This window comes from Enterobacter sp. MGH 37 (genome assembly GCF_000534515.1).
In the GTDB taxonomy this organism is placed as follows: Bacteria; Pseudomonadota; Gammaproteobacteria; order Enterobacterales; family Enterobacteriaceae; genus Enterobacter; species Enterobacter kobei.
The window spans coordinates 1-20,433 of record NZ_KI973207.1; the positions used below are offsets into that span (position 1 = coordinate 1).

Annotated in this window: 18 protein-coding genes and 1 pseudogene; 5 read left to right on the forward strand and 14 right to left on the reverse strand. The window is 50.6% G+C overall.

What is annotated here, in order from left to right; all coding sequences use genetic code 11:
• The 4 genes from L383_RS26225 to L383_RS26145 all read left to right on the forward strand — a co-directional run.
• A partial coding sequence (locus L383_RS26225; RefSeq protein ID WP_219810768.1) for a hypothetical protein occupies nt 1-209 on the forward strand: 209 nt, incomplete at its 5' end.
• Between the two features lie 195 nt (nt 210-404).
• Entirely contained in the window at nt 405-983 is a 579-nt protein-coding gene (locus tag L383_RS00945) for a recombinase family protein (RefSeq protein WP_023332878.1), read from the forward strand.
• A 62-nt stretch (nt 984-1,045) separates the two neighbouring features.
• Nucleotides 1,046-1,399, forward strand: coding sequence for a hypothetical protein (locus L383_RS00940; protein WP_023332877.1), 354 nt, complete (start codon nt 1,046-1,048; stop codon nt 1,397-1,399).
• A 229-nt stretch (nt 1,400-1,628) separates the two neighbouring features.
• Nucleotides 1,629-2,381 (forward strand): HEAT repeat domain-containing protein, encoded by a 753-nt coding sequence (locus L383_RS26145; RefSeq protein ID WP_023332876.1) that lies wholly within the window; start codon nt 1,629-1,631, stop codon nt 2,379-2,381.
• Nucleotides 2,382-2,510: 129 nt separating this feature from the next.
• Here L383_RS26145 and L383_RS00935 read toward each other — a convergent pair whose 3' ends face one another.
• The 5 genes from L383_RS00935 to tap form a co-directional block, all read right to left on the reverse strand.
• Complete coding sequence (locus tag L383_RS00935) at nt 2,511-4,241, reverse strand: DUF262 domain-containing protein (RefSeq protein WP_015632415.1); 1,731 nt, start codon at nt 4,239-4,241, stop codon at nt 2,511-2,513.
• A 14-nt stretch (nt 4,242-4,255) separates the two neighbouring features.
• On the reverse strand, nt 4,256-5,164 hold the full coding sequence (locus L383_RS00930) for a helix-turn-helix transcriptional regulator (RefSeq protein WP_015632416.1): 909 nt from the start codon (nt 5,162-5,164) through the stop codon (nt 4,256-4,258).
• Nucleotides 5,165-5,327: 163 nt separating this feature from the next.
• The gene (locus tag L383_RS26150) at nt 5,328-5,651 is read right to left on the reverse strand and encodes a Tn7-like element transposition protein TnsE (protein WP_157833877.1); all 324 of its coding nucleotides are present in this window, start codon (nt 5,649-5,651) and stop codon (nt 5,328-5,330) included.
• A gap of 1,190 nt (nt 5,652-6,841) precedes the next feature.
• Nucleotides 6,842-7,735, reverse strand: a complete 894-nt coding sequence (repA, locus tag L383_RS00925; RefSeq protein WP_086538487.1) for an incFII family plasmid replication initiator RepA — start codon at nt 7,733-7,735, stop codon at nt 6,842-6,844.
• The gene (gene tap, locus L383_RS25480; protein WP_071594637.1) at nt 7,716-7,790 is read right to left on the reverse strand and encodes a RepA leader peptide Tap; all 75 of its coding nucleotides are present in this window, start codon (nt 7,788-7,790) and stop codon (nt 7,716-7,718) included. Before tap ends, repA begins: the two co-directional genes overlap by 20 nt.
• An 82-nt stretch (nt 7,791-7,872) precedes the next feature.
• Between tap and L383_RS26600 the strand changes: the two are divergent.
• Nucleotides 7,873-7,983, forward strand: a pseudogene (locus L383_RS26600) (replication protein RepA).
• 23 nt (nt 7,984-8,006) lie between these two features.
• On the opposite strand, the gene L383_RS00920 reads toward L383_RS26600, so the two are convergent.
• The 9 genes from L383_RS00920 to L383_RS25485 all read right to left on the reverse strand — a co-directional run bounded on the left by L383_RS00920 (nt 8,007) and on the right by L383_RS25485 (nt 20,432).
• Nucleotides 8,007-8,276: a replication regulatory protein RepA gene (locus tag L383_RS00920; RefSeq protein ID WP_001568069.1), complete on the reverse strand. Its 270-nt coding sequence runs from the start codon at nt 8,274-8,276 to the stop codon at nt 8,007-8,009.
• A 136-nt stretch (nt 8,277-8,412) separates the two neighbouring features.
• Nucleotides 8,413-8,949, reverse strand: a complete 537-nt coding sequence (locus L383_RS00915) for a phospholipase D family nuclease (RefSeq protein ID WP_001568070.1) — start codon at nt 8,947-8,949, stop codon at nt 8,413-8,415.
• Between the two features lie 3 nt (nt 8,950-8,952).
• Nucleotides 8,953-9,741 carry a DsbA family protein gene (locus L383_RS00910; protein WP_023332874.1) on the reverse strand — a complete coding sequence of 263 codons (789 nt, stop codon included), beginning with the start codon at nt 9,739-9,741 and terminating at the stop codon, nt 8,953-8,955.
• Between the two features lie 118 nt (nt 9,742-9,859).
• On the reverse strand, nt 9,860-10,444 hold the full coding sequence (locus L383_RS00905) for a fertility inhibition protein FinO (RefSeq protein WP_023332873.1): 585 nt from the start codon (nt 10,442-10,444) through the stop codon (nt 9,860-9,862).
• A gap of 98 nt (nt 10,445-10,542) precedes the next feature.
• On the reverse strand, nt 10,543-11,265 hold the full coding sequence (traX, locus tag L383_RS00900) for a type-F conjugative transfer system pilin acetylase TraX (RefSeq protein ID WP_023332872.1): 723 nt from the start codon (nt 11,263-11,265) through the stop codon (nt 10,543-10,545).
• 80 nt (nt 11,266-11,345) lie between these two features.
• Entirely contained in the window at nt 11,346-16,601 is a 5,256-nt protein-coding gene (gene traI / locus L383_RS00895) for a conjugative transfer relaxase/helicase TraI (protein ID WP_023332871.1), read from the reverse strand.
• Entirely contained in the window at nt 16,601-18,808 is a 2,208-nt protein-coding gene (gene traD, locus L383_RS00890) for a type IV conjugative transfer system coupling protein TraD (protein WP_023332870.1), read from the reverse strand. Before traD ends, traI begins: the two co-directional genes overlap by 1 nt.
• 184 nt (nt 18,809-18,992) lie before the next feature.
• Nucleotides 18,993-19,724, reverse strand: coding sequence for a conjugal transfer complement resistance protein TraT (gene traT / locus L383_RS00885; RefSeq protein ID WP_001568076.1), 732 nt, complete (start codon nt 19,722-19,724; stop codon nt 18,993-18,995).
• Nucleotides 19,725-19,901: 177 nt separating this feature from the next.
• On the reverse strand, nt 19,902-20,432 hold the full coding sequence (locus L383_RS25485; RefSeq protein ID WP_001568077.1) for a hypothetical protein: 531 nt from the start codon (nt 20,430-20,432) through the stop codon (nt 19,902-19,904).
• Nucleotide 20,433 lies beyond the last annotated feature (1 nt).

A 20,433-nucleotide genomic window follows, 5' to 3' on the forward strand; every position in this document is an offset into this window, starting at 1 on the left:
CGCTGAAAATGCCGGCCTTTGAATGGGTTCATGTGCAGCTCCATCAGCAAAAGGGGATGATAAGTTTATCACCACCGACTATTTGCAACAGTGCCCTGACGACTACAGGCCAGAGCCAGTTCGGATTCATCCAGCGCCAGAAACTCCAGCCGCTGTGTATCATCGAAATCAGGAAGACTATACAGCGCTTCCTGCTCAGCACTGTTTAAAACCGCCAGTCGTTCACTTTTGCCTGTAGCTTGATCACGAGTTGTCATCCTGACCTCGATTAATCGTGTCCGTAAGAGGATCGTTCAACGGACAGTTAAATAAATTTTCGCATCTGCCATAAATCGCTGCTGAAGTTGTCTCATATAACTGGTACGGTATCAATCTCTTTCATGGCCCCTTAAACGTACACATTTATGACTGAAATACGGATCGGCTATGCTCGGTGCTCCACTGATAAGCAGGATTTGACCGCACAGCAGGAAGCGCTGGTGAAACTCGGTGTTTCACCGGACAGGATTTACCTCGACAAAGGGCTGACCGGTTCAAACCGGCAGAGACCGGGTCTGGACCAAGCACTGGCCGCTGTTCGCAGTGGTGACACACTGGTCGTGCCAAAACTTGACCGTCTGGCCCGTTCGGTACCGGATGCGCGTCAAATTGCCGATGCCCTGCAGGCCAGAGGCGTAAAACTGGCACTGGGAACCAGCATCTATGATCCGGTAGACCCGATGGGGAAAATGTTCTTCAACGTACTGGCCACTTTCGCCGAGTTTGAAGGTGATCTGATAAGGCTGCGCACCCGGGAAGGAATGGCCATTGCGCGTGCGAAGGGAAAGTTACGAGGAAAACAGCCAAAATTATCTGATAAACAACAAAAAGAATTGTGCCGGATGCATGAAACCGGGCAGTACTCGATCAGCGATCTGGCTGAATTATTTTCTGTTTCGCGGCCAACTGTTTATCGAACGCTTGCTCGTAAGGTAGTTGGGTAGGTGTGATTTAATGTAATTTCAGACTTAACAATAAAATTAACTACATTATTTTAGAGGTAAAAATGGATTCGCTCTTAGCGATTTTAGGTGGGGTTGGTTTAGGCGCTATTTTAAAATCAATTGTGGATTATTTTTTAAATAAAAAATCCGGAGGAAATAAAACTCAATATGCCGAAACATGTGATACATATATCGGGATTATTTTGGCGTTACATAAGATATCAGTCATAAAAAATCACGAGACATCTAAAGATTTCGGGCTTGCACACATGAAGGTCAAGCTATTTGGTTCAGACAAAGTTGCAAGTCTGATAAGTGAAGCTGTTTATACTGATGATGAAGCTAGGAAAAATGAAATCTTAGAGAAAGACATGATTGATGCGATGAAAGATGATTTACGTAGTAAAAGGACGTAATCAAAATCCCTATCTAAAAGGTGACAAAATTTTGGCAGATTACGGCTTACAACCCTATTTCTTAAATACATTGAAAAAAGCTGGCTACCTTGTTCAGATAAGCGATCGTCAGGCTTGGAATGTGGATGTCGATAAGTTGTAGCGCTTCCACAAAAATCTTATATAATTCAAATTTTAACCTCATGTCAAAGTGGGGTTTGTAACCAAATTTGGTGTGGAGAAAGTGACTATGAGTAGACAACGGGTATCAAAAGGTAGTGTTATACCGAAAAAAGAATTCAAAATAGCAACTGTGCTATCTTCCCTTCCTGTTGGTTGTGATTTCGATTCTTTCTTTTCTGAGTTTAAACGTGTCTATCCGAAGGATTGGGAAAGAGTTAATAAGCGCTACCAGGAGCATGAGAGGTTAACAAAACCTGGTAAATCACACCCGATGGCTCATCCTTTATCTTATATGCGAACTGCATTTCGTAGCTTCCAACAAAATTTAGTTAAAAATTCCATGTCAGCAGCGGATTACTTAGTTTCACTTGAAGAATCTAAAGATAAATATATAGAATCTGAGCCAACAGAAAAAGCAAGGAAAGAAATAATAATAAATAAAAACATCGTATATTCATTTGAGAAAAGAATGCTGGCTGTTCATTTGCTTGGAAAATATAAATGTCAGCAGTGTATCGATACCCTGATTGATTTGATGAATAACGACCATATTTTTGATGTGAGAGAGTTAGCTTATGAAAAATTGATTCGGTTCGGGTTAGACGTCGGCCCTCAATTAAAAAAACCTTCACATCACACGGATCCTCAGATAATGCAAAAAATAGCATCGGTAGGTTTTTCCTCTGAGCAAGTGAAAACAAAAGAAGGGTGTGAGCGAGCAATCAACGAGTTCCGTAAAAAGTACCCTATTGAATACGACCTGTACACTCACTCAAAACGCAATCAGTTCAAGGCTTGGTTTAGAAAGCAGATCAGCTAACTCGGAGGGGGGGCACTATTTCCGTTCTCCAAACAGTCCCTTGGATGCGCTAGCAGGCGGGCTGAAATGGCGTAACGGAAATTTCGGCGGTTCCGGCGTAGAACCCCTTCTTATGCATCGATACTTACCTTAATTCGCCGCTGAGGCGCTGGCATTGTCTGTGGTGACGGCGAGTTTCCAATGATTTTTGAGTTCGCCCATCAGGCGTTTCTGACGCTCAGCCAGAAGGTTGGGTGTCCACTCGTTTTCTGACCTGACTTCCTGCGTTAGCACGAAGGGCGACGCCTTGCCCTTACCCCTGAAGTAGGCATCCTTCTTCTTGGAAAAGTCGTAGTTGCTGGCAGATGAGTTCTTGTTCCTATCCAGCGGAACTAGATTGGCCAAACGGTGCGTCCAGCAATCTCGCTCGTCTTCATCCGGGAACCACTTGATCCAGTCCGAACCGTCAGGCGGGTTTTGCGGCAGCACATGCTCCAGCGACACGGCGTTTTGCAGCTGCACTCCAGGGGCTCGAACCAGAGATTCGAGACGTAAAACCAGTGCCATGCGGGCTTTGGGCAGGTTGCGGTAGATATCTCCGTCGAGAGCAGCCACGAAATCTCGCTTCTGTTTGTCTGTAAGTGCCAGAGTGCCCAAGGTGACTAGATCGCCGTCGAAGGCCGTGGACTCGATGTCTTTAATGAGCGCAGCGTAGGTTTCGATGCGTTCGTTGATACCCACCTTTGTAACCAACATGAAATAGGTAAGGCGTTCTAGTGATTGGAAGAATTCTGCGAGCAATTTTGGTTTTTGCCGGAATCGCTTGAAATACACCAGTGCCGGGGGTACCCAGTCCTTGAAGTCCACGCGGTTGAGCCAGAACAGGTGCTCGTTGATCGTCTCGGCGTGCTCGGTCGCCTCAAAGTCAGCGTCGCGCACGAAGTCCCATACTTCTGCGTAAGGTTTGATGACGGAGTCGATCAGGGCGATAGGGTTATTGTACTCGGTGACGTGCTCTTGGAATTCTTTGACCAAAATGTACTTCTGCTTCTTCTTCGCATAGATGCTACGGATGTGACCGAACAGATCACCAAAGGCGTCACGGCCCAGTGAGGTTTCGATGCGACTCCACTCCTTGGCATAGACCCGACTCTTAATGTCGCCTGCCGTGGTGCGGATTAGGCCCAGAACCTGCGCCTTGATGATGTCGATAGGCGCGAGGTCAAGCCCCCGATTATTGAGCACGGAAAAGATGCGGTAGGCAGCTTCAAGATCGGGCGTGGAGATAACAACCAGCGAGCAGTCGTTGGCCAGGAACTGCCACAGTGCGCTCAGATCGGCGGGCGGTAGCGCCTTGGCTTTGGCAAGCAGCAGCGTGGCGTTTTCGCGGTATCGAAGTCGGCTGTCTTCCAGCTTGTCGGTGCTAGTGACCAACTGTGCGATGCCGCCCGGCTCTTGAATGTTGGTGCGAAAGAAGTCGGCATCCTCCTCGCGGGCGGTCAGGCGGTATTCATTTTTCTCGCCGAGGCTGACCTTGCCCTTCTTGTAGAGGAAATCGGTGATGTCGTCGGCTGCGTGCGGCATGGCCTCGCGCAGCACTGCAAACAGCATCGTCAGCGTCGACAGGCGCTGCTGGCCATCGACCACCGACGATTTGGGCTCTCGGTCGTTCTTGATCAGAACGATACTGCCGAGGAAGTATTGGCTGGTTGCACCGGAGACACGCGCATCCAGCATCGCCGAGTGCAGATCATCGAACAGCTCTGTGGCCTGCTCGGTTGTCCAGGCATAGGGACGCTGGTAGTCCGGAATCTCGAACTGGTAGCTGCCTTCGAAGATCTCGCGGATCAGTTTGTCGTGGGCTTCAAGTGTCTTGGCCATTGTTTTCCTCTTTCCTATGATTCCTTGGAACTGCTCAGGGCTTGGTATCCTGGAGCCAGCTTGGCGCTCTCGACTCCGTACAGCACCAGCGGATCGCTAAGCCATAGGCGATACTGTTCTTCTTTGAGGCGATGGTCAGGCGAGCAGTCCACGCTCCAGTGCAGCAGCATGTAGCCCACAACAGCAGCCCGCACGCGCATCTTGATCGACCCGTTGGTCATCCCGTAGTCCATCTTGATGACCTCGGGACGCGCAAAGCGCGGATGAGGCACTAAGTCCAACTCCACGATCCGAGTCCACTGAATGTCGTTGTCCGAACGCTCGTTAGCCTTGGGTTCTTCATCAAGCAGGATAGGCGCTTCAATGCGGGTGACAACGAAGTCGCGGAACTCGCCACTCTTGCGATCAAAAGCTCGGACGTGCCAGCGCAGGCCGGTATCGACCAGCGCAAAGGGCACAATGATCCGCTCGGTCTCACCGCTGCTCATTGAGTGGTAGCGGATGGCTACTGGCCGCTTGGCGTGGATAGCCCGGCAGATTGGGGCCAGCACATCCATCCGTGGGCAGCTCAAAGCCACTGGAGACTCGCATGGCAGCAGCGGCCGCGAGTCGACGTTCACTCCATCTCCAAACCCAAGCGCGAGTGTCGACAAAACACGTTGCGTCGAGTGCTCGAAAATTGGAACAAACGCCTTGCCTATGCGGTAGATCTTGTTGCTACCATCGAATTCAATGTTCTGCGGTGCGATTTCCCGGTAAAGAGCCAGATCGCGAGTTGCCCCTGCCGGCGCCACACCGAAGCGCTCAATCAGGTCTGGGCGCCCAATATCACCGAAGAAGTAGAGCTGGAAGTCGATGTAGGCCAGCCGCTCGCGCTGGGCAAGGCTCAAATCCTCGACCCGTTTAGAGGGTGAACTAATCATGTGCCGCAGCTATGAAATGAAAGGAGAATGTAGTGATGTGATCCATATAGCGCTATTGTTATCATCAAATTGATTACAATCATGCACCATCTTTACTATAACAACAAGATATAAAGCCTCAAACGTAGACATAGTTCGTCTTGTATTAAATCTCTTCAATACGTTAGATTGATGTCATCCAACTGTGAAATCTTGCCGCCCAGTGCTCTGTCGACTCCTCATGCAACTTGCCCTTATCCACGGATTTGGTCTGCGGGTGAGGAATGCCGGAATAGCCATCCTTGCCGCAGAGCATTTTTAACCGCTGATTTGGCCAGTGCAGTGATTTCTGGGTTAACTCTTCTGCCAACAGCGTAAGCTGCTTGGGCCAATCCAGAGGCGACTTCAGCCGTAATAGCAAAGTTGATAGAGAACAAACACCGTCAGATGTATCGACTTCTAGGATATAGAAGGTGCGGCCCTGCAACTCCACCTCAACAACGGCCAGGCACCTTTAACCTGCTCCCCGTATTTTCACACAGACTGCTGTTAGTTACTTCCGCTTTTGGCACAAAGCAGACGTTAAGACTTACAGCATCGGGAAACTTCTGGATGCCGCGTCAGCGGCATGGAGGCGCCAGATGAGGTTACATGTGTCTGTGGAGTCAAATGGCGCCGAAAGCCCGGCGTAGCCGGTTACCGGGCTATAAATTCTGCCACCCTACCCCCTGCCCTGATTAGCCTTAACCCGCTATCAGCAATGAAGAAATTAAGGTAATCCCTTTTAACCCCGGTGAGCGGGCTTTACGGCGTTTACGACGTAAAGGGCGTGATTTCCGGGGCCTTAGCGGCGGCAGCTTGCTGCTGACGCTTAGGGGGATGTTCATCAACTATTTCAGCGACACCAGGGAACTTAACATGGTAGCTGCAAAGCCATACCCGCGAAAAACATCTCAGACGCCGCTGTACGCGGTCGGAGTGGACCCGGCAAGGCGACAGCCGCAGTCGGGGCGTATCTCCGCGTTAGCGGGCCGCAGGGCCGCTTACGAGCGTGTACTAAACAACTGACCACAGCTCCACCCACAGCGATGAAGAAGAGTAGTTACAACACCCATCATTAAAAGCGATGGTGTTCCCCGGCCTTTGGCCGGGGGCGGCGGCGCTTTTCAGTGGTGGGGAGGGGCACGGGATGTCAGAACGGCGCTGGTTTTCTGCCATAAGGGATTGTTTGTATGTTGTAACTACTGGTTCCGGGGCCCGTCGCAAGGCGACGGGAGGTACATATGTTGTTTCCGAACCGGCGCGACCGTCAGGTCGCTGCAAGGGCGGGCATTCTTAGGAGCCTGTCCAGAGGTCAGGCGATGAACAGGTTATATCTTTATAAGAGAGAAAAAGTCTTTATTTAAAAGAAGTAGAGATCTGGTTTTTAAAAGAAACCACGCACTTTGAAATTACTTCGCCTGGCGCTTTGTAAGCATAACGGTTGTAACCTTATGGAAACTTCCCTTGCAGTTATTTGTGGATAACTGAATTCAGCGGCCGAAAGTGACGCCAGCGATGAAATTTCTGGCTATTCTGATGGTCGGAAAACATGGGATTTGGTTAACAGCCCCGCCACTTAGCTCAGATAATAAGCTGTGGCGGGAAGCAGACGTGCGGAACCCTCCGGCGCCAGCCGGATTTTTCACACAGGAAGGGTTATATGGGGACGGTGGCCAGCCGCGTGTAGTTGTTACCGCGCGACATTAGCATGCGCTCTTTCACTCGCCGCTCCAGCTCCCGCTTCATGGCATCAAGACCACCGGTAAAGCGTCCGCAGGCGTATTCCCGTGTCAGCTGTTGTTTCACCAGGGTCACAATGTACTTGCGGGTTCTTTCCGCGTCACGACGTGCACGGGCACGTTTCAGGCCATGCTGTTTACGTTCGGACTGGTAGCTGCGGAACCGTTCGCGCACAAACCGCCAGGACTTCGCTATCAGCTCGTCCATCTCCAGCGGCTTCAGGTTCTGCTTTTTGCGCTGCTGATTTTCCCATTCCACGCGGCTGCGGCGGGCAGCCACAACAGCCACGTCAGAGACATCGAGCGCCGAGAAAAGTGCTGGTGTGAAGGTGATATCAGTCGGTATATTGCAGCCAATCTGGGGGTCGTATTCGGTCTGGTAGGTAATCAGCCCCAGCTCCGCCATAAACTTCAGCGCCCGTGTGGCACGGGTGATGGACAGATTGCCGGTTTTCGACTCGGTGGCCAGTCCGCATTCAATAGCCAGATTGGTGATGGAACGCTGGACACGGTTGGCCAGCGGGTCATAGTGGAAACACAGTCCCTGGAGAAGGGCATCAATGGCCCGACGGCGCAACAGTGGCGGCATGCGATGACGCTTACCGAGTGAACGCACGAACGCCACATGAACGGAAAAATCAAAACGGGACGTGAAGCCTTCGGCTTTCGCCATCAGCTTACGACAGAACGGTAGTGTCGCTTTCTCTTCATCGCTGCCTTTTTTCTTCGGCACTACGAATTGTGGGAAAGGATTTTTTACCTGTCGGTAATGAGAGAACAGGGCCTTGGCGTCAGTCACACCTTCCCGCACTTATGTTGCACGGAAGGAGCACTGAGCACAGAAGGTATTGCAGTTTTCTGAGCATAAAACTATACTCCCTGCATAGAGCAACAGCTTCTATACAGTTTAAGTAGGCCCCGTTAATCTTCTTCCCGTCGCCAAACTAGATGAAGATTATCGGGGTTTTTGCTTTTCTGGTTCTGGGTAGACACCTCATCAGAACCAGTTCCCTGCCACCTTACGGCGTGGCCAACCAGAAATCTCTAAACGATCAGTAATCTAGCACTCATAGCCAGTAGGATCAAGAATGTGACGTCGTTACGCCTATTCCAAGCTTGGCTGATTCCATTTCGATAAGCCTTTCAATCATTTCCGCTTGGGTGATCCCTTCATTTTCACACATTAACTGAAGCTGGCTTTTAAGCGAGTCACGCACAAACACCCTCACTTCTTTATGCGTGGCTTTTTTACGTGCAACAGCTTTCTGCTGACGCTCTGCAGCAGAAAGCGGATTCCCTTTTCTGTAGGGACGTTTAGATGAGGAAGTAACTGCGTTAACGACCTGTGACATCTCTGCCTCCTCAAGCATTTAACAAAATACTTGGACAAAGATACTACACGTAGCCAGATGCAGCGAGAGTCTATGTTATTTTTTGTTATATAACCTGCCCTTGTTGGCGCAATGAACAGGTTATTCAGCGAGGGGGTTAATACGAAGAACTCCAGTCTTTTCCCATCTCCCAACGAGTTTGCCAGTGCTGCAGGTAGGTATTTGCCAGAACAGGATAATCCCGGATGACCAGAGCATTTTCGGAGTTACTGCGCGCCGCCGCCCGGCTGAAGTTGAACGAGCCTGTTTCGACGTTACGGCCGTCAGTGATGATGACTTTGTCATGCATGATTTTGAACTGGCTGACGGTACGTACCGGGATGCCGGCATTCACCAGCAGATTCATTGCAGCCACACCAGCACTGCCTTTTGTACTGTTCGCTTTCCAGTCAAGAACAGCCTTCACATCTACCCCACGCTGTTTTGCCTGAATCAACGCCCGGGTGACCTCCGGCGATGTAAAGCTGTACCCCATCAGACGAATACTTTCCTGTGCGGTATCGATAGTGTTCAGCACCAGCTGCAGCGCAGAACCCTCGGGTGAAAATCCTGCCTGTACCGTTGGCTGAGCGACTGCACCACCTGAAACTATTAAACAGACCGCCAGGAGACCAGACACTGTTGAACGTTTCATTCTTTATTTCCCCTGCGCTTTATTAATCGCCTGCTGGATATTTTCAGCCTCAGTCATTCCAGCGAAAACCGTCGTATTATCTTCTGTTGCCCCCTTAACGGGCATGATGACAATACCCGGAGTCCCGGTCAAACCAATGGTGGTGGCAATATCATTGATATCGGTCAGCGTGGAATTAATTTCATCGATCGTGTTTTTACTGAACTTCATATTTTCTGAATATTTCCCGATAGCATCCTGGGTTAGTTTTCCTTCATTAAGTCCGGAGCTATAAATGCCATTGTGATATTTGAGGTAAGCCTCCTCGCCTTTTTCTTTCCAGACCTGCAATCCGGTTTTCGCTGCCAGTAAAGATTCTGGCCAGCGGCTGCCAAACACCGGCCACTCCATGAAGAAGTAGCGCACGTTCGTGTTGGCCTTCATGACCTTCTCCAGCTCAGGCGCCAGCCGACTGCACCAGATACACTGATAATCAAAGAACTCGACCACCATGACAGATCCGCCTTCTGCTCCCCAGGAGGGGATACGCTTATCCGCCATTATCCGGGCCTGTTGTGCGATAGCGGCCGATTTCAATTCCCGGGTCTGTTTTTCCTGTTGTTCCTGCTGTAATGACTCACTCATCTGGATAAGAATTTCCGGATGAGCACGCATATAATCTGCGGCTATTTCGCCTATCCGCTTTTCCTGCTCGGGAGTAAATGCAGAACTCGTGTCGCTCGCAAATGAAGGTAAGGAATTAAATAACATGGCGGTAATAAGCGGAGCTGCTAAAACAGTTTTAAGCTTCATAAATATCCTTTTCAATGACAAAGTGTAACGTGCAGATATTATCACTCTGCCAGCGTATTCAATTACGCGGGCAGAGTTAAAAAGGGAATACAGATTAAATAAAAAGAATTAATACAATTTAAATGATTTCATTCTGAATTCTGGCCTGTTGCTGTCGCTGTTTTTCAAGACGCAGCTGAGCATACTTTTCTTCATCCGGGGTCACGACACTCACCGGGTTACCGTGTAAGTCAACTCGTTCAGCACCGGCGATCATCGATGACAGGTAAAGTTCAGACCGTGTAATACTTTTCAGGCATTTAATGACCTGTTTATGGGACAACGGTATTCCCCGTTCGGCAATATCCTCAAAAAAGGCCTCCCGGATGCCGATGGCCAGCAGGTGAGGCGCTTCCCCTTTGAACAGCCCAGGCCACCACACCTTCAGGGTATCAATCGCATCCTGCACCTCCGGCAGGCAAAGATAACGAACTGGACGGACGATCCTTTCCGGTTTGTCCGGTGTCTTCGACACGGGGGCAGCAGGTGCCACCGGTTCCGTTTTTCTGGCCAGTTTCTCTTTCTTCACTTTCCATGCCGGCGGGGTGGTCACATTCACCACCTGTTTACGGCGGACAACACGGGCTGTATCAGCACCGGATTCCGGTGTTTTCTCCCCCGGCTTTCGTTTCAGGCTGAGAGTGGGACGTTTATCTTCCGTCATAGGTTAAGGTTTTCCTGCAGTTAATACTGTGCGGGTAAGATACGCCAGGTTGCCTGCCTGATCATCCTTCTGCCTGTCGCCCGACTACTTTCTGTCCGTCACCCGACCAGAATACCGAGCACCGCAAGGTGAATAGTGTAAAACAGGACAAAAAAATGCGCTGGCCAGAATCGCTTAACCTGCTTCCCGATATCCGAGCAGACTCCCACGACCAGAAGTGCAATTGCCAACCCCGCCACGGCCTGCCCGGCATCCTGGATATTCATAAGCAAAACCATGACCGCCCAGAGTAAAGCATAGCCTGTTCTTTCCACCGGCTCTGTGGCACGACAAAGCCGGTAACTGTTGATCAGCATGAATACTCCGGCCAGACCATAGCTGTCAGTGGAGAGCGGTAACCAGGCCACCACTATCGCGAGCGCCAGCAGCATATCGTTGCGGCTTCTCAGGCTAAACCAGCGCATCGCCTGTCCGGTAACGGCGAACGTAAAGAGGATATTCCCCATATACCAGGGATACCCCACCAGAATAAATGACCCCTGAGCTATCAGCGCCCAGCACCAGAGTTGGTTCAGTTGTGACTGGCGAATGACAGCGTGCCGGGCCAGGTTCATTCCCCAGACAAGCCCGAACAGCGGAAAGCAACCGCGGCCCAGCAGTCTCATGACTTCATTGTTTCCTGCCAGTAGAAGACCGGTATGATCAATCACCATCAGTACCAGAGCGACGGTTTTAATCATATCCGTCTGTCCGGGAGTCCAGGTCAAAAGGCGTTGCAGCCAACTGTCCGTCATGCTGAGAAAGGTACCCTGTGCTCTCATATCATATTCCTTTTTAGCGCTCCGGCAGGTTTCCCGATTTTAATCGGGGAACATGCCGGAGCAGACAAGCCGCAGGCGCGTCAGTCGCCTCCGAGTGTTTTTTCCCGGGTCAGATCCCGGACCATATCCCGTTCAATTTGCTGCAATCTGTCCTGCTGCTGATTATCGGCTACCACTTTCTGAACAGCCTCATTTCTGAGACGGTTTTCTGGTTCATCCGGAAGCTGGAATCGTTCATGCTGCCCCTTCTGTCGTTCCAGACCGCGAACCACATCCGTGATAATGTCCTTGATCTGCTCACCCACTTCGTCCTGTTTACGCTTTTCACCGGTCAGTTCACGAGCCGTTTCCTGTGCCTGCTTTTCAATCTGCTTGCGTTGCAGTTCTTCTGCCGTTTTTTGAGCAAGCAGGTCAGGTGGTAGCGGAATATTTGCACCGCTCCCCCCCGTAACCACGGCGTCTATATCGCCCCAGACCCTGCCGCCGGTGATGGCGCCAGGGTTCCATGGACGGTCGTCGCCGGCAAGGCGAACCACCACGCCACTGTCCGGATTATCCCGGGCAATTCTGACGCCCTCTCCCATGTTCCCGGCGAGCAGGCTTTCCCCATTCCTGCTTCCCTGCAGGGCGACAAAACGGGCCTCTTCATTCCCCATAACCCGCCCTTCCCCACCGATAGCCTGCAATCGCCCATCCTTATCCGTCAGTGGGCTCAGCCATATCCCGGCGGATTTTCCATTACGGTCAAATGCAGGTAACGCGACATGCGGTAACGGATACTTTTTCCCCGGGGAGATAAATTTCCCTGTGGACTGCCCGCGGGCAATACCTGATTGTTGCAGTGCTGCACGTCCGGCCGGACTCTCCGTCAGGGGAATGGCGCGACCAAACAGCTGCTCTGCGCTTTTAACAGCGCGATCATTAAGAGGCTCCAGAACATCATGCGCGCTGGCTTTCTCCTGAGAACGGCTTACCGCATCCGTCCATCCTTTCCGGTCATCGGTATATACCTGCGTATGCTGTTTCATACGGGAGAGCGCTACATACGCTGATTCGAAGCTGACCATCCGCTCCCTGGCGCCAGTCACACCTTCCAGTTCAATTGAAAAGGGCTCGCTTGCCCCCTGCGCACCGTGTGTGGTGATGGCATAAGCCAGATCAACATGCGCTTCAGCTTTATCCGCAGCGGGCGTTACCGTTCGGGTACTTTTTCCGTCATTCAGCGTGACACTGTCACCAGATATGCTTTCTACCCGCCACACACTATTCGCCACGTAGCCACGTTCGGTATCACTTTTACTGAAGCGCATTCTGTCGCCGGGCGAAACGGTAATACTCTCCTGGCGGTATAACGTGACACCTTCTGCAGAAGCCTCTCGCGGTGAAATCAGGCGTTCGGTACCTTCGTCACTACGAAGCGTAATCAGCTGGTCTGCTTTACTGACGCCCACTATCTGGTGATACTGGTTATCCACTAATGCGATGGCACCTTTATGTGCTTCCCAGGTCGAAACCTTACGTAGTTCGCCATCCCGGATATTACTGGTCACCAGAACTGGCAGCGTGACACTGTCTTCCCCGAGCTCACCGTTCCGCATTTTTTCATCATGGATCATACGGTTCAGCACCCGGCGGTCATCATTCAGGTGGGTAATAATCAACGTTTGTGCCTGAGCACTTTCCGTGCGTCCGGTATAGTCCCTTACGATGGCGTCATAGAGACTGACGGGCGAGATATCAGGAAGAACTTCGCCTTCACCGATGGCTTTCTGAATCGCTTTCTCCTGTTCTGGCGTGAATTCCATGACTGAGCTTTCAGGTACCCATGCGTTCTCCTTTCGGGGAACCTGGGCGGGTTCGACTCTTTCAATGGTGGAAAGTGCACTGTGTATATCCCGGTCAATAAGGCTGTACACCGCCGGGCGGAGTTCAGGCACCTGTCGCACGATCTCCTGCATGATGGCCACATCGGCCGCACTGCGCTTCTGCATAAGCCGGAAAGGCTGACCGGGGGCAATAGACTGCAGCTGATCAGTATCACCGCTGGAAACCGCACGGCCACCACCGGCCGCGATCAGACTCATGGCCTTTGCCGTATCGGATAGCCCCAGCATCGAACTCTCATCCACCAGGAAAAGTGTGTTGCTGAAATCCGGAGTCTGGCCGCTTCGCATCAGAAGCTGTGTATCATGCAGGAAAGAGGCTGTGGTCTGTGCCTCCACACCGGCGCTCTGCATTTCTCCCACCGCACGGTGTGTTGGTCCGAGGCCGATTACCTTCGGACGGGAGTCTTCCGGCAACAAATTCACCGCCGACATCACCGCCCGGAACTGCGTGGTTTTACCCACGCCGGCATAACCCTGAACCAGAGTGAACCTGTCCCGGGTTTCCAGGATCATACGGGTGGCATTTCGTTGTCCCGATGTCAGCCCTTCCATCAGCGAACCTGGTACTTTCGCCATTAACGGCGTAACGGCGTTCTTACCCTCAAGCACCATCGTGAGCAAACTTTTCTCTGCATCCCAGGTCTGCCGGGAAATCAGCAGATCGTTGCCATGACCGGCAGCGACAGGAACGTGCAGCAGATCGCCTGATTTAATCTGTTCTCCTATAGTTTTCTCGATATCAGAGAACGGAACGGTACCGTCAGAAAACTCATGAGCGGCGACAAGTAACTGAGGCCGGGTAAACGTGAGCTTATCGCTTTCCAGCGACGGAACCGCCAGATGGATTGCCTGTTCAGCCGGTGTATGCAGCTGGCTTTTCTGGTGAGCAATTGCTGCGCTGATATCCTGCTCGCCCGCACGGGTTTTCAGCTGTTCGGTTACCACACTGAACGCTGTATGGCGCCCGAGTTTCTCAACCGTTTTTTGCTCATTCTGCGCAGAGTACAGTCGAACCTGGCTGCCGCTCTGCGCCAGGGCATTGAGGGTGGCATTGTCCAGTTCACGCTGTGACAATGAGGCGAACACCGTTGCGGTTTCACTGACTGACCTGCCCGGGTTTTCCACCCAGCCGTGACCGACCTTGATCCCTGTAAAGGGCGTATTGCCGGCGGCCAGCTTCTGGGTGGTCTTCTGACCGGGGTGCTGTACGGTCAGGACACCATTCTCCGCTTTCAGCACCTGAACCGTATCGCCCCCCTTCAGCCGGGTTTCCGGAATTTTCCCCAGAATGGCCAGCCGTTCTCCTTCCGCCACAGGCAACTGCTGAGGACGAAACAGCGTCCAGGTATTATCAACGGCGGAGACTTTGAGATTCAGTGATTCTCCCTTTTCATCTTTCAGGGTCAGGGTATTACTGACAGCGGTCACGCGATCGATAATAAACCGGTCATGGATGCGTTTTTCCGGATCCCAGCGCTCCATCACCATTCCCTCACGATAATTATCGCGGATACCCCGGTTTTTACTGTCCAGCCAGACCGGCGTCAGCGCCGTAATGGTTTCCTCATGACTGCCTATCAGGCCTTCATTTCTGAGATTTTCACGGATTAGCCCTGTCAGGATCCCCTGCTCCCGGGGACCGCGTATCTGAACCACGCTTTCCTGACCATCCCGGACGCTGGCAACAAAGTCACTGGCCATTCTGGTAAAGCGTTGATTCCTGTCCGGCTCGCTGATAACCGATGCTGTAGTCTGCTTTCCACCCTGCCATTTATACGCCGTCACACCACTCTCTTTCATGACGGTCAGCGCGCTGCCGGTACCGCTTCGTTTTCCACTGTCTGACATCAGGATCTGAACATTATTACGCATGGCGCCATCGAGCAGATTGATGGTTTCTTTCAGGCTGAGTTTTTCAGCCTGGTCGATTATCAACGTCCCTCCTGGAACAAAGGCAGTACCGTCCTGCAGAGCGCTTTTACCAGTGATGATTTCGCCTGCAAGTTTTTCTTCTTTCAGCAGAAACTCCAGGGAACGGTTATCTGCCGCGATGATATGGACATCCCGTCCCTGCTCACGTGCCATCATGGCCATTTCAGTCACTCGTTCGCGTTGCCCTGCAGCCCCACCTTGACCCGATACAATCCCGATTGCAGGGCGATCCTGAGCCAGAACGGTAACCGCATCACTGAACGACGTCTGACGCGCGGTTGCCTTTTCCGGGACCATACTGACGTGGTTCTGGCGTAATACTTCCTGGCTCAGGGCTCTGACGGATAATTCATCGAGAACATGTATCCCGGAGGTGAAAATCCCTTTTTCCCGGTCAAGCGGGATAAGTTGTTCCCTCCCAATGGCGGCTTCAATACCGGCTCTTGCCGTCTCGATGACACCCGGGCGGGCCTCCATCTGGCTGACCGTTCTGGCCAGCAACTCCGTATAGGTAAACTGAACTTTACGATCGCTTAACCCGGAAATAGCCTGCGTAACTATATCGTCAACATTTGGTCCAGCTGGCGCTTCCGGAGAAGGAACTTCCCGTTGTGTTTTCGCCCGCTGATCGGCAGCCTCACGATATTCCTTAAGGTTAAACCCGGTCTCTTTCAGAGTGGAAAGCCACTCCGTCACCTTCTGTGCCGGGTCGAGAGTTTCCTTCGCTTTGCGGGTATCGAGAGTGGCCACATCCCGAGATTTCAGTGATGCATCGGGACCGGCAGCGGCATTGATTTCCTGGGTACGCGTCGAGAAAGGCTCAACGGGAACGTCTTTCATCTCCCACATACCGTGCTTGCCGACCACCTCTGTTTCATACCCCAGCCCCTCAACCAGGGGTTTCAGCACTTCACGGTATATTTTTCCGAACGCAATCTGGTTGGCATACACGTTTTCGATAAAACCGGTTTTTCCTACCGTATCGGTACCCAGCGACTGCCATTTATCGCCATTCTGTGTAGCATTTATCACCACCGCATGAGTATGAATCTGAGGCTCCTGGTTGCGGTTGGTATCGTGGTTAAATTTCGCCACAATCAGGTTGCCGGTCAGCACTGTTTCAGATTTTCCGTCCACCATCACCCTGGTAGCTGCGAGGGTTTCAACCTGACGAATAGCTTCAGTGACCGCCTGGTTATGCGCCTCGATAAGGCGTTTGTCACCACCCAGCATAGCCATGACGGATACACTTTTTGGCGCGGAAAAGGTCAGGTCATAACCAGGGCGGTGTTTATTCATACCGTCCTGGATCCGGCTCAGGTCGCTGCCATCCGGCAGCTTCCCTTTCAACAGTTCGGTAAACAGGGCCTTATCCACGGTTTTTCCTTCAAGGCCCAGCGCCTCAGCACCTTTCCCCTGCCAGCGTTCATCCATGCTGCCGATAACGTAATAATTATCTTCTTTGGTGTAATAATCTCCGGCTTTACCCGCGGATTTCACTGAACCAATTGACATCATCAGAAGTTACTCCCCAGATTGATATCATCACGATCAACATGATGACTATGGTTGATGTTGACCTCTTCACGACGATGCATATCCCTCAAAACATCAGAACTGGACTGCCACTCATCCCAGGCATTCATATCCTCAATTTCCCCGTCTTTATTCACGCCCGGGGGTAATGGAAGTTGTTCTTCAGGTTTTTCATGAAGTTCCTGTTCAACACCGCCAGCCTGGGTCACCGATGCGCTTGCGGCGGCTGCCGCTGCACTTGCAGGTTTGTGGAACGTGTTACTGGCAGTAACCGGCGGAACTTTTGCCTTATCCTCCTGAGGGGTGGGTACGGCCGCTACCGGTGACGCAGGCTTTTCGTCGGTCTTCTCAACCGGCACAGTTTCAACCGGATCTGGCATAAACAAAATCCGGGCGCTCTGCCCTTCAGCTTCACGCGCAGCAAGCACCGCAGCCAGCTTGTCATCAATAGCCTGATTGAGCTGGCGTGGAATAAAGCCTTCGGCAATTTTGGGGCGGGGTTTATATTTCAGTGCCAGTTTAACTGCCGGATATGGCCCGGGCAGCGTGACGTAACAGGATAAATCCGGCAGGGTCTGGATATCGGAATAGCTGACAATCGTTTCCCGTTTCTGCTCCTTACCGGTGGATACCCCATCACGTACCGGGTCAGCACCGTAGGAGTAGTTCTCACTTGCCTTCTTGATCTCTTTCTCACCTATTTCGCCAGCAGCAAATTCAGCAATACCTTTACTGGGCGAGCGGAAGAATGCGCGAGTATTCATCACGTCGAACAAGGTTGCTGCGGGTTTCACGCCATAGATATCTTCCAGCTGGGCGTAGGACTGAATCCCGAATACATAGCAGCCACCGAATTTTCGGGCTTCCGGGAGGATCTCCACCAGGTCCGGTAACTTATGCAATGTCGGTAATTCGTCTGCAAAAATCCAGACACGACGGTTACGGTTTTCCCCCATTGCCAGCAGACCGCGAATGGCAATCGACAGCCACATCGAGATAACCGGCTTCAGGGAAGCGTGGGTGTCAGCGTTGGAGGAGATAAACAGCCAGCCGTTGGGCTGGTCCTCACGGACACTGCGCATCCAGTCCCGGATGGTGAACGGCTCGCCGTTCTTCTCAATGCCCTGCAGGTAGCGAATGGCCTTAACGTAGTTGGTCAGCACCGCACGGATACTGATGGCGGTTTTCTCAATCTTCTCTTCCACCAGGTTTGCCGCTGGCGTATTCTGCAGATAGGCGCGCAGCTTGTCGATCTTGATGGAGAGCATCGTATCAACCAGCTTCTCATAGCTGCGGTCCTTGTCCTCACGCATCAGGTAGGCACCTTCGGCAAAGATGGTGCGACCGGAACCCTGCCAGAACGGGTCCTCTTTGGTTCCCATCGGAATCAGGGTATTAGAGACGTTGTCGAAATCCGGCAGCGTCAGGCACTCTTTCCACAAATCCCAGGCTGCACAGCGCGAATCCAGCGGGTTGAGAATTTTATCAATAGACGGGTCGTAATAACTTTTGACGAACTCACAGGAGCGGTCGTAGATGATGGCCATATCCCCACGGGCACGGACATAATTTAACAGTCGTCGGATAACTTCTGATTTACCGGAACCAACAGTACCATGAAGACAGAAATTCTGAATTTCGGAGTTTAGTAAAATAGGCAGGTCACCGATTTTAATATCAGAGGCCATACCATCCCGCTTCATCTTTCTGGCTACTTCTTTTGGCTTTTCTGATAGCTGACGGCCTCCCGTCACTTCATCTTCACTTTGTTGTTTCCCCTGATGACCTAATACCCAGCTGGCGACAAAGAAAGCAACAATACAAATAATCAGGGAAACTGTTCCGGCAAAGACAAACCCGGTCCACAACTGCTCCCCACACCAGATAGTGTATTTATCCTTGAGTATTTGCTCCGACGTATACTGCAACTGTTGTCCATAATAATTAATGGTATATACGGGCTGAGACCGGATGATATCTCTCATCGGTCCAAGCGTTGTACACCACCAGTATACGGCACCGTTAACAAAGGTTTGCCAACTCAGGCGATACATTAATATCAGCCCGCAAAGCACCCAAAAAAAGAGGAACAGTACATATAGAATAATATTGGCAATCTGACCAAACATACGAAAACGCATGCTCGCTATTTGACCGCCCTGTGTCATATCTTTGGCGTTAAAACTCATGGCAATAATCCATCAATTAACCACTGAAAAGAATTCCGGCCGCAGCCGGCAACGCCTCACAGGCACACAAAATATTTGCGTGCCTGTGAGGCGTTATCTGAATTTACTGAAGCACCGGCATTACCGGATAGAGACGCAACTTTAATCCAACAGAGAAATCATCTGGAAAATTGGATTGAACACATTACAGAATATTAGAAATAGATTTCGCAAGTTGGTCTTCAAGAACTGGCTGAGCTTCCGGGAATTTTAGATTAACTTTATTGGCATTCGAGACAATACGGGTCTGGTATTTATGCTGATTACCTGTTTCTGAACTGGTCTGTACCTTCGCTCCGGACGTCCCCTGGCGCAATACGGCAACGTTATCTGTCTGAACCTTTGTCGAGGTTCTTTCTGCGATCTGGACATCAGTAACCATCGTATAGTTAACATCTTCCACCATCGCGTCTGCCGCCATTCCAACCAGTCCAGCTGCCAGCCCTACTCCTAATGTAGCCCCTGCTGAATTTGAGTTATAAGCTGTTATACCAGCACCCAGAGCAGCAGCTGTCGCAGCCCCTTCATATCCCTTACTTAACCACCCCTGTGACTCTCGCAAATCCATCTTATCTGCTTTCAGTACATTAGCCTGTATCCAGTACCCAGCAGTATCCGGATTAGTCACCACCTGGTAACCTTTTGCTGTCACTGCGCTGGCAATCTTAGCCTGCAGTCCGCTCATATCTTTATCTGAAGTATTTTTTATTTGCAGAAATACCGTGTGATTATTAGAGGGTTCTAACCAGATAGTCTCACTCATTTGAGTTTTGACATCGAGGTTTCGTTTTTTAATTGCAGTACCCATCGCACCACAACCAGACAACACCAACACTGAACTTATGACAATAATAGCCATAGAATTATTTCTTTTCATCTTTCACCTTCAGATATAAACAGCATCATTTTAAATGCAATGTAAATTAACTATTGATACATATGATAAACAACGACACATCAAACAAAGGGAGAGTTAAGGCGTTAATTATCTGCATCAACGCCCTTTAATCTAAAAAATCCCAATCAATAGTATTAACTTAACTTCAAGAAAAACTTAGCTATTAAGCCTATTGCTTTTAAATGTACTTATTGCGGATGTAAGCAATGATAGTTGATATCGCCCAAAGTCTAAATGCATTACCACACCACAACAAATAGTTGTTAAAATAATCATGAATGCAAAAGGTAATGGTGAGTTATAATACACACGATTGAATAAGGCAAGCAGAACGATCACAACCATATATGTAATCGTGTATACCATAATTTTTTTACCAAAGAATCGATATAAAAATGAATTAAGTCTAAAGGTTCTTGGCACTGACAAAAACAGCGAACGCGCACTAGCGACGCCAAGCATAATTATGAACCCAACACCGCATGGAAAAATCATCGCGCTAAATATATATCTGCTTGAAAAAAAACCACTTTCGACACTAATTACAGAACAAAGTGCATTCCAAGCAACTATAACCAGTCCAGGCCATAAACATGTCCAAAAGGAAGGTATGTCCACTTCCCCTTGTGAAAGTATATGTTTTAACTCTTCCACCTCTTCAAAAATGACTTTATTGTTAATCATCATT

Excerpts from the sequence above, each read along its gene's own strand:
- L383_RS00920 (WP_001568069.1), bottom strand. The coding sequence starts at position 8,276 with ATGTCACAGGTCGTTAACGCAGTTACTTCCTCATCTAAACGTCCCTAC.
- L383_RS00905 (WP_023332873.1), bottom strand. The coding sequence starts at position 10,444 with ATGACGGAAGATAAACGTCCCACTCTCAGCCTGAAACGAAAGCCGGGG.
- traT (WP_001568076.1), bottom strand. The coding sequence starts at position 19,724 with ATGAAAAGAAATAATTCTATGGCTATTATTGTCATAAGTTCAGTGTTG.
- traX (WP_023332872.1), bottom strand. The coding sequence starts at position 11,265 with ATGAGAGCACAGGGTACCTTTCTCAGCATGACGGACAGTTGGCTGCAA.
- L383_RS00945 (WP_023332878.1), top strand. The coding sequence starts at position 405 with ATGACTGAAATACGGATCGGCTATGCTCGGTGCTCCACTGATAAGCAG.
- L383_RS00935 (WP_015632415.1), bottom strand. The coding sequence starts at position 4,241 with ATGGCCAAGACACTTGAAGCCCACGACAAACTGATCCGCGAGATCTTC.
- L383_RS25485 (WP_001568077.1), bottom strand. The coding sequence starts at position 20,432 with ATGATGATTAACAATAAAGTCATTTTTGAAGAGGTGGAAGAGTTAAAA.
- traD (WP_023332870.1), bottom strand. The coding sequence starts at position 18,808 with ATGAGTTTTAACGCCAAAGATATGACACAGGGCGGTCAAATAGCGAGC.
- L383_RS00915 (WP_001568070.1), bottom strand. The coding sequence starts at position 8,949 with ATGAAACGTTCAACAGTGTCTGGTCTCCTGGCGGTCTGTTTAATAGTT.
- traI (WP_023332871.1), bottom strand. The coding sequence starts at position 16,601 with ATGATGTCAATTGGTTCAGTGAAATCCGCGGGTAAAGCCGGAGATTAT.
- L383_RS26145 (WP_023332876.1), top strand. The coding sequence starts at position 1,629 with ATGAGTAGACAACGGGTATCAAAAGGTAGTGTTATACCGAAAAAAGAA.
- L383_RS00940 (WP_023332877.1), top strand. The coding sequence starts at position 1,046 with ATGGATTCGCTCTTAGCGATTTTAGGTGGGGTTGGTTTAGGCGCTATT.
- L383_RS00910 (WP_023332874.1), bottom strand. The coding sequence starts at position 9,741 with ATGAAGCTTAAAACTGTTTTAGCAGCTCCGCTTATTACCGCCATGTTA.
- L383_RS00930 (WP_015632416.1), bottom strand. The coding sequence starts at position 5,164 with ATGATTAGTTCACCCTCTAAACGGGTCGAGGATTTGAGCCTTGCCCAG.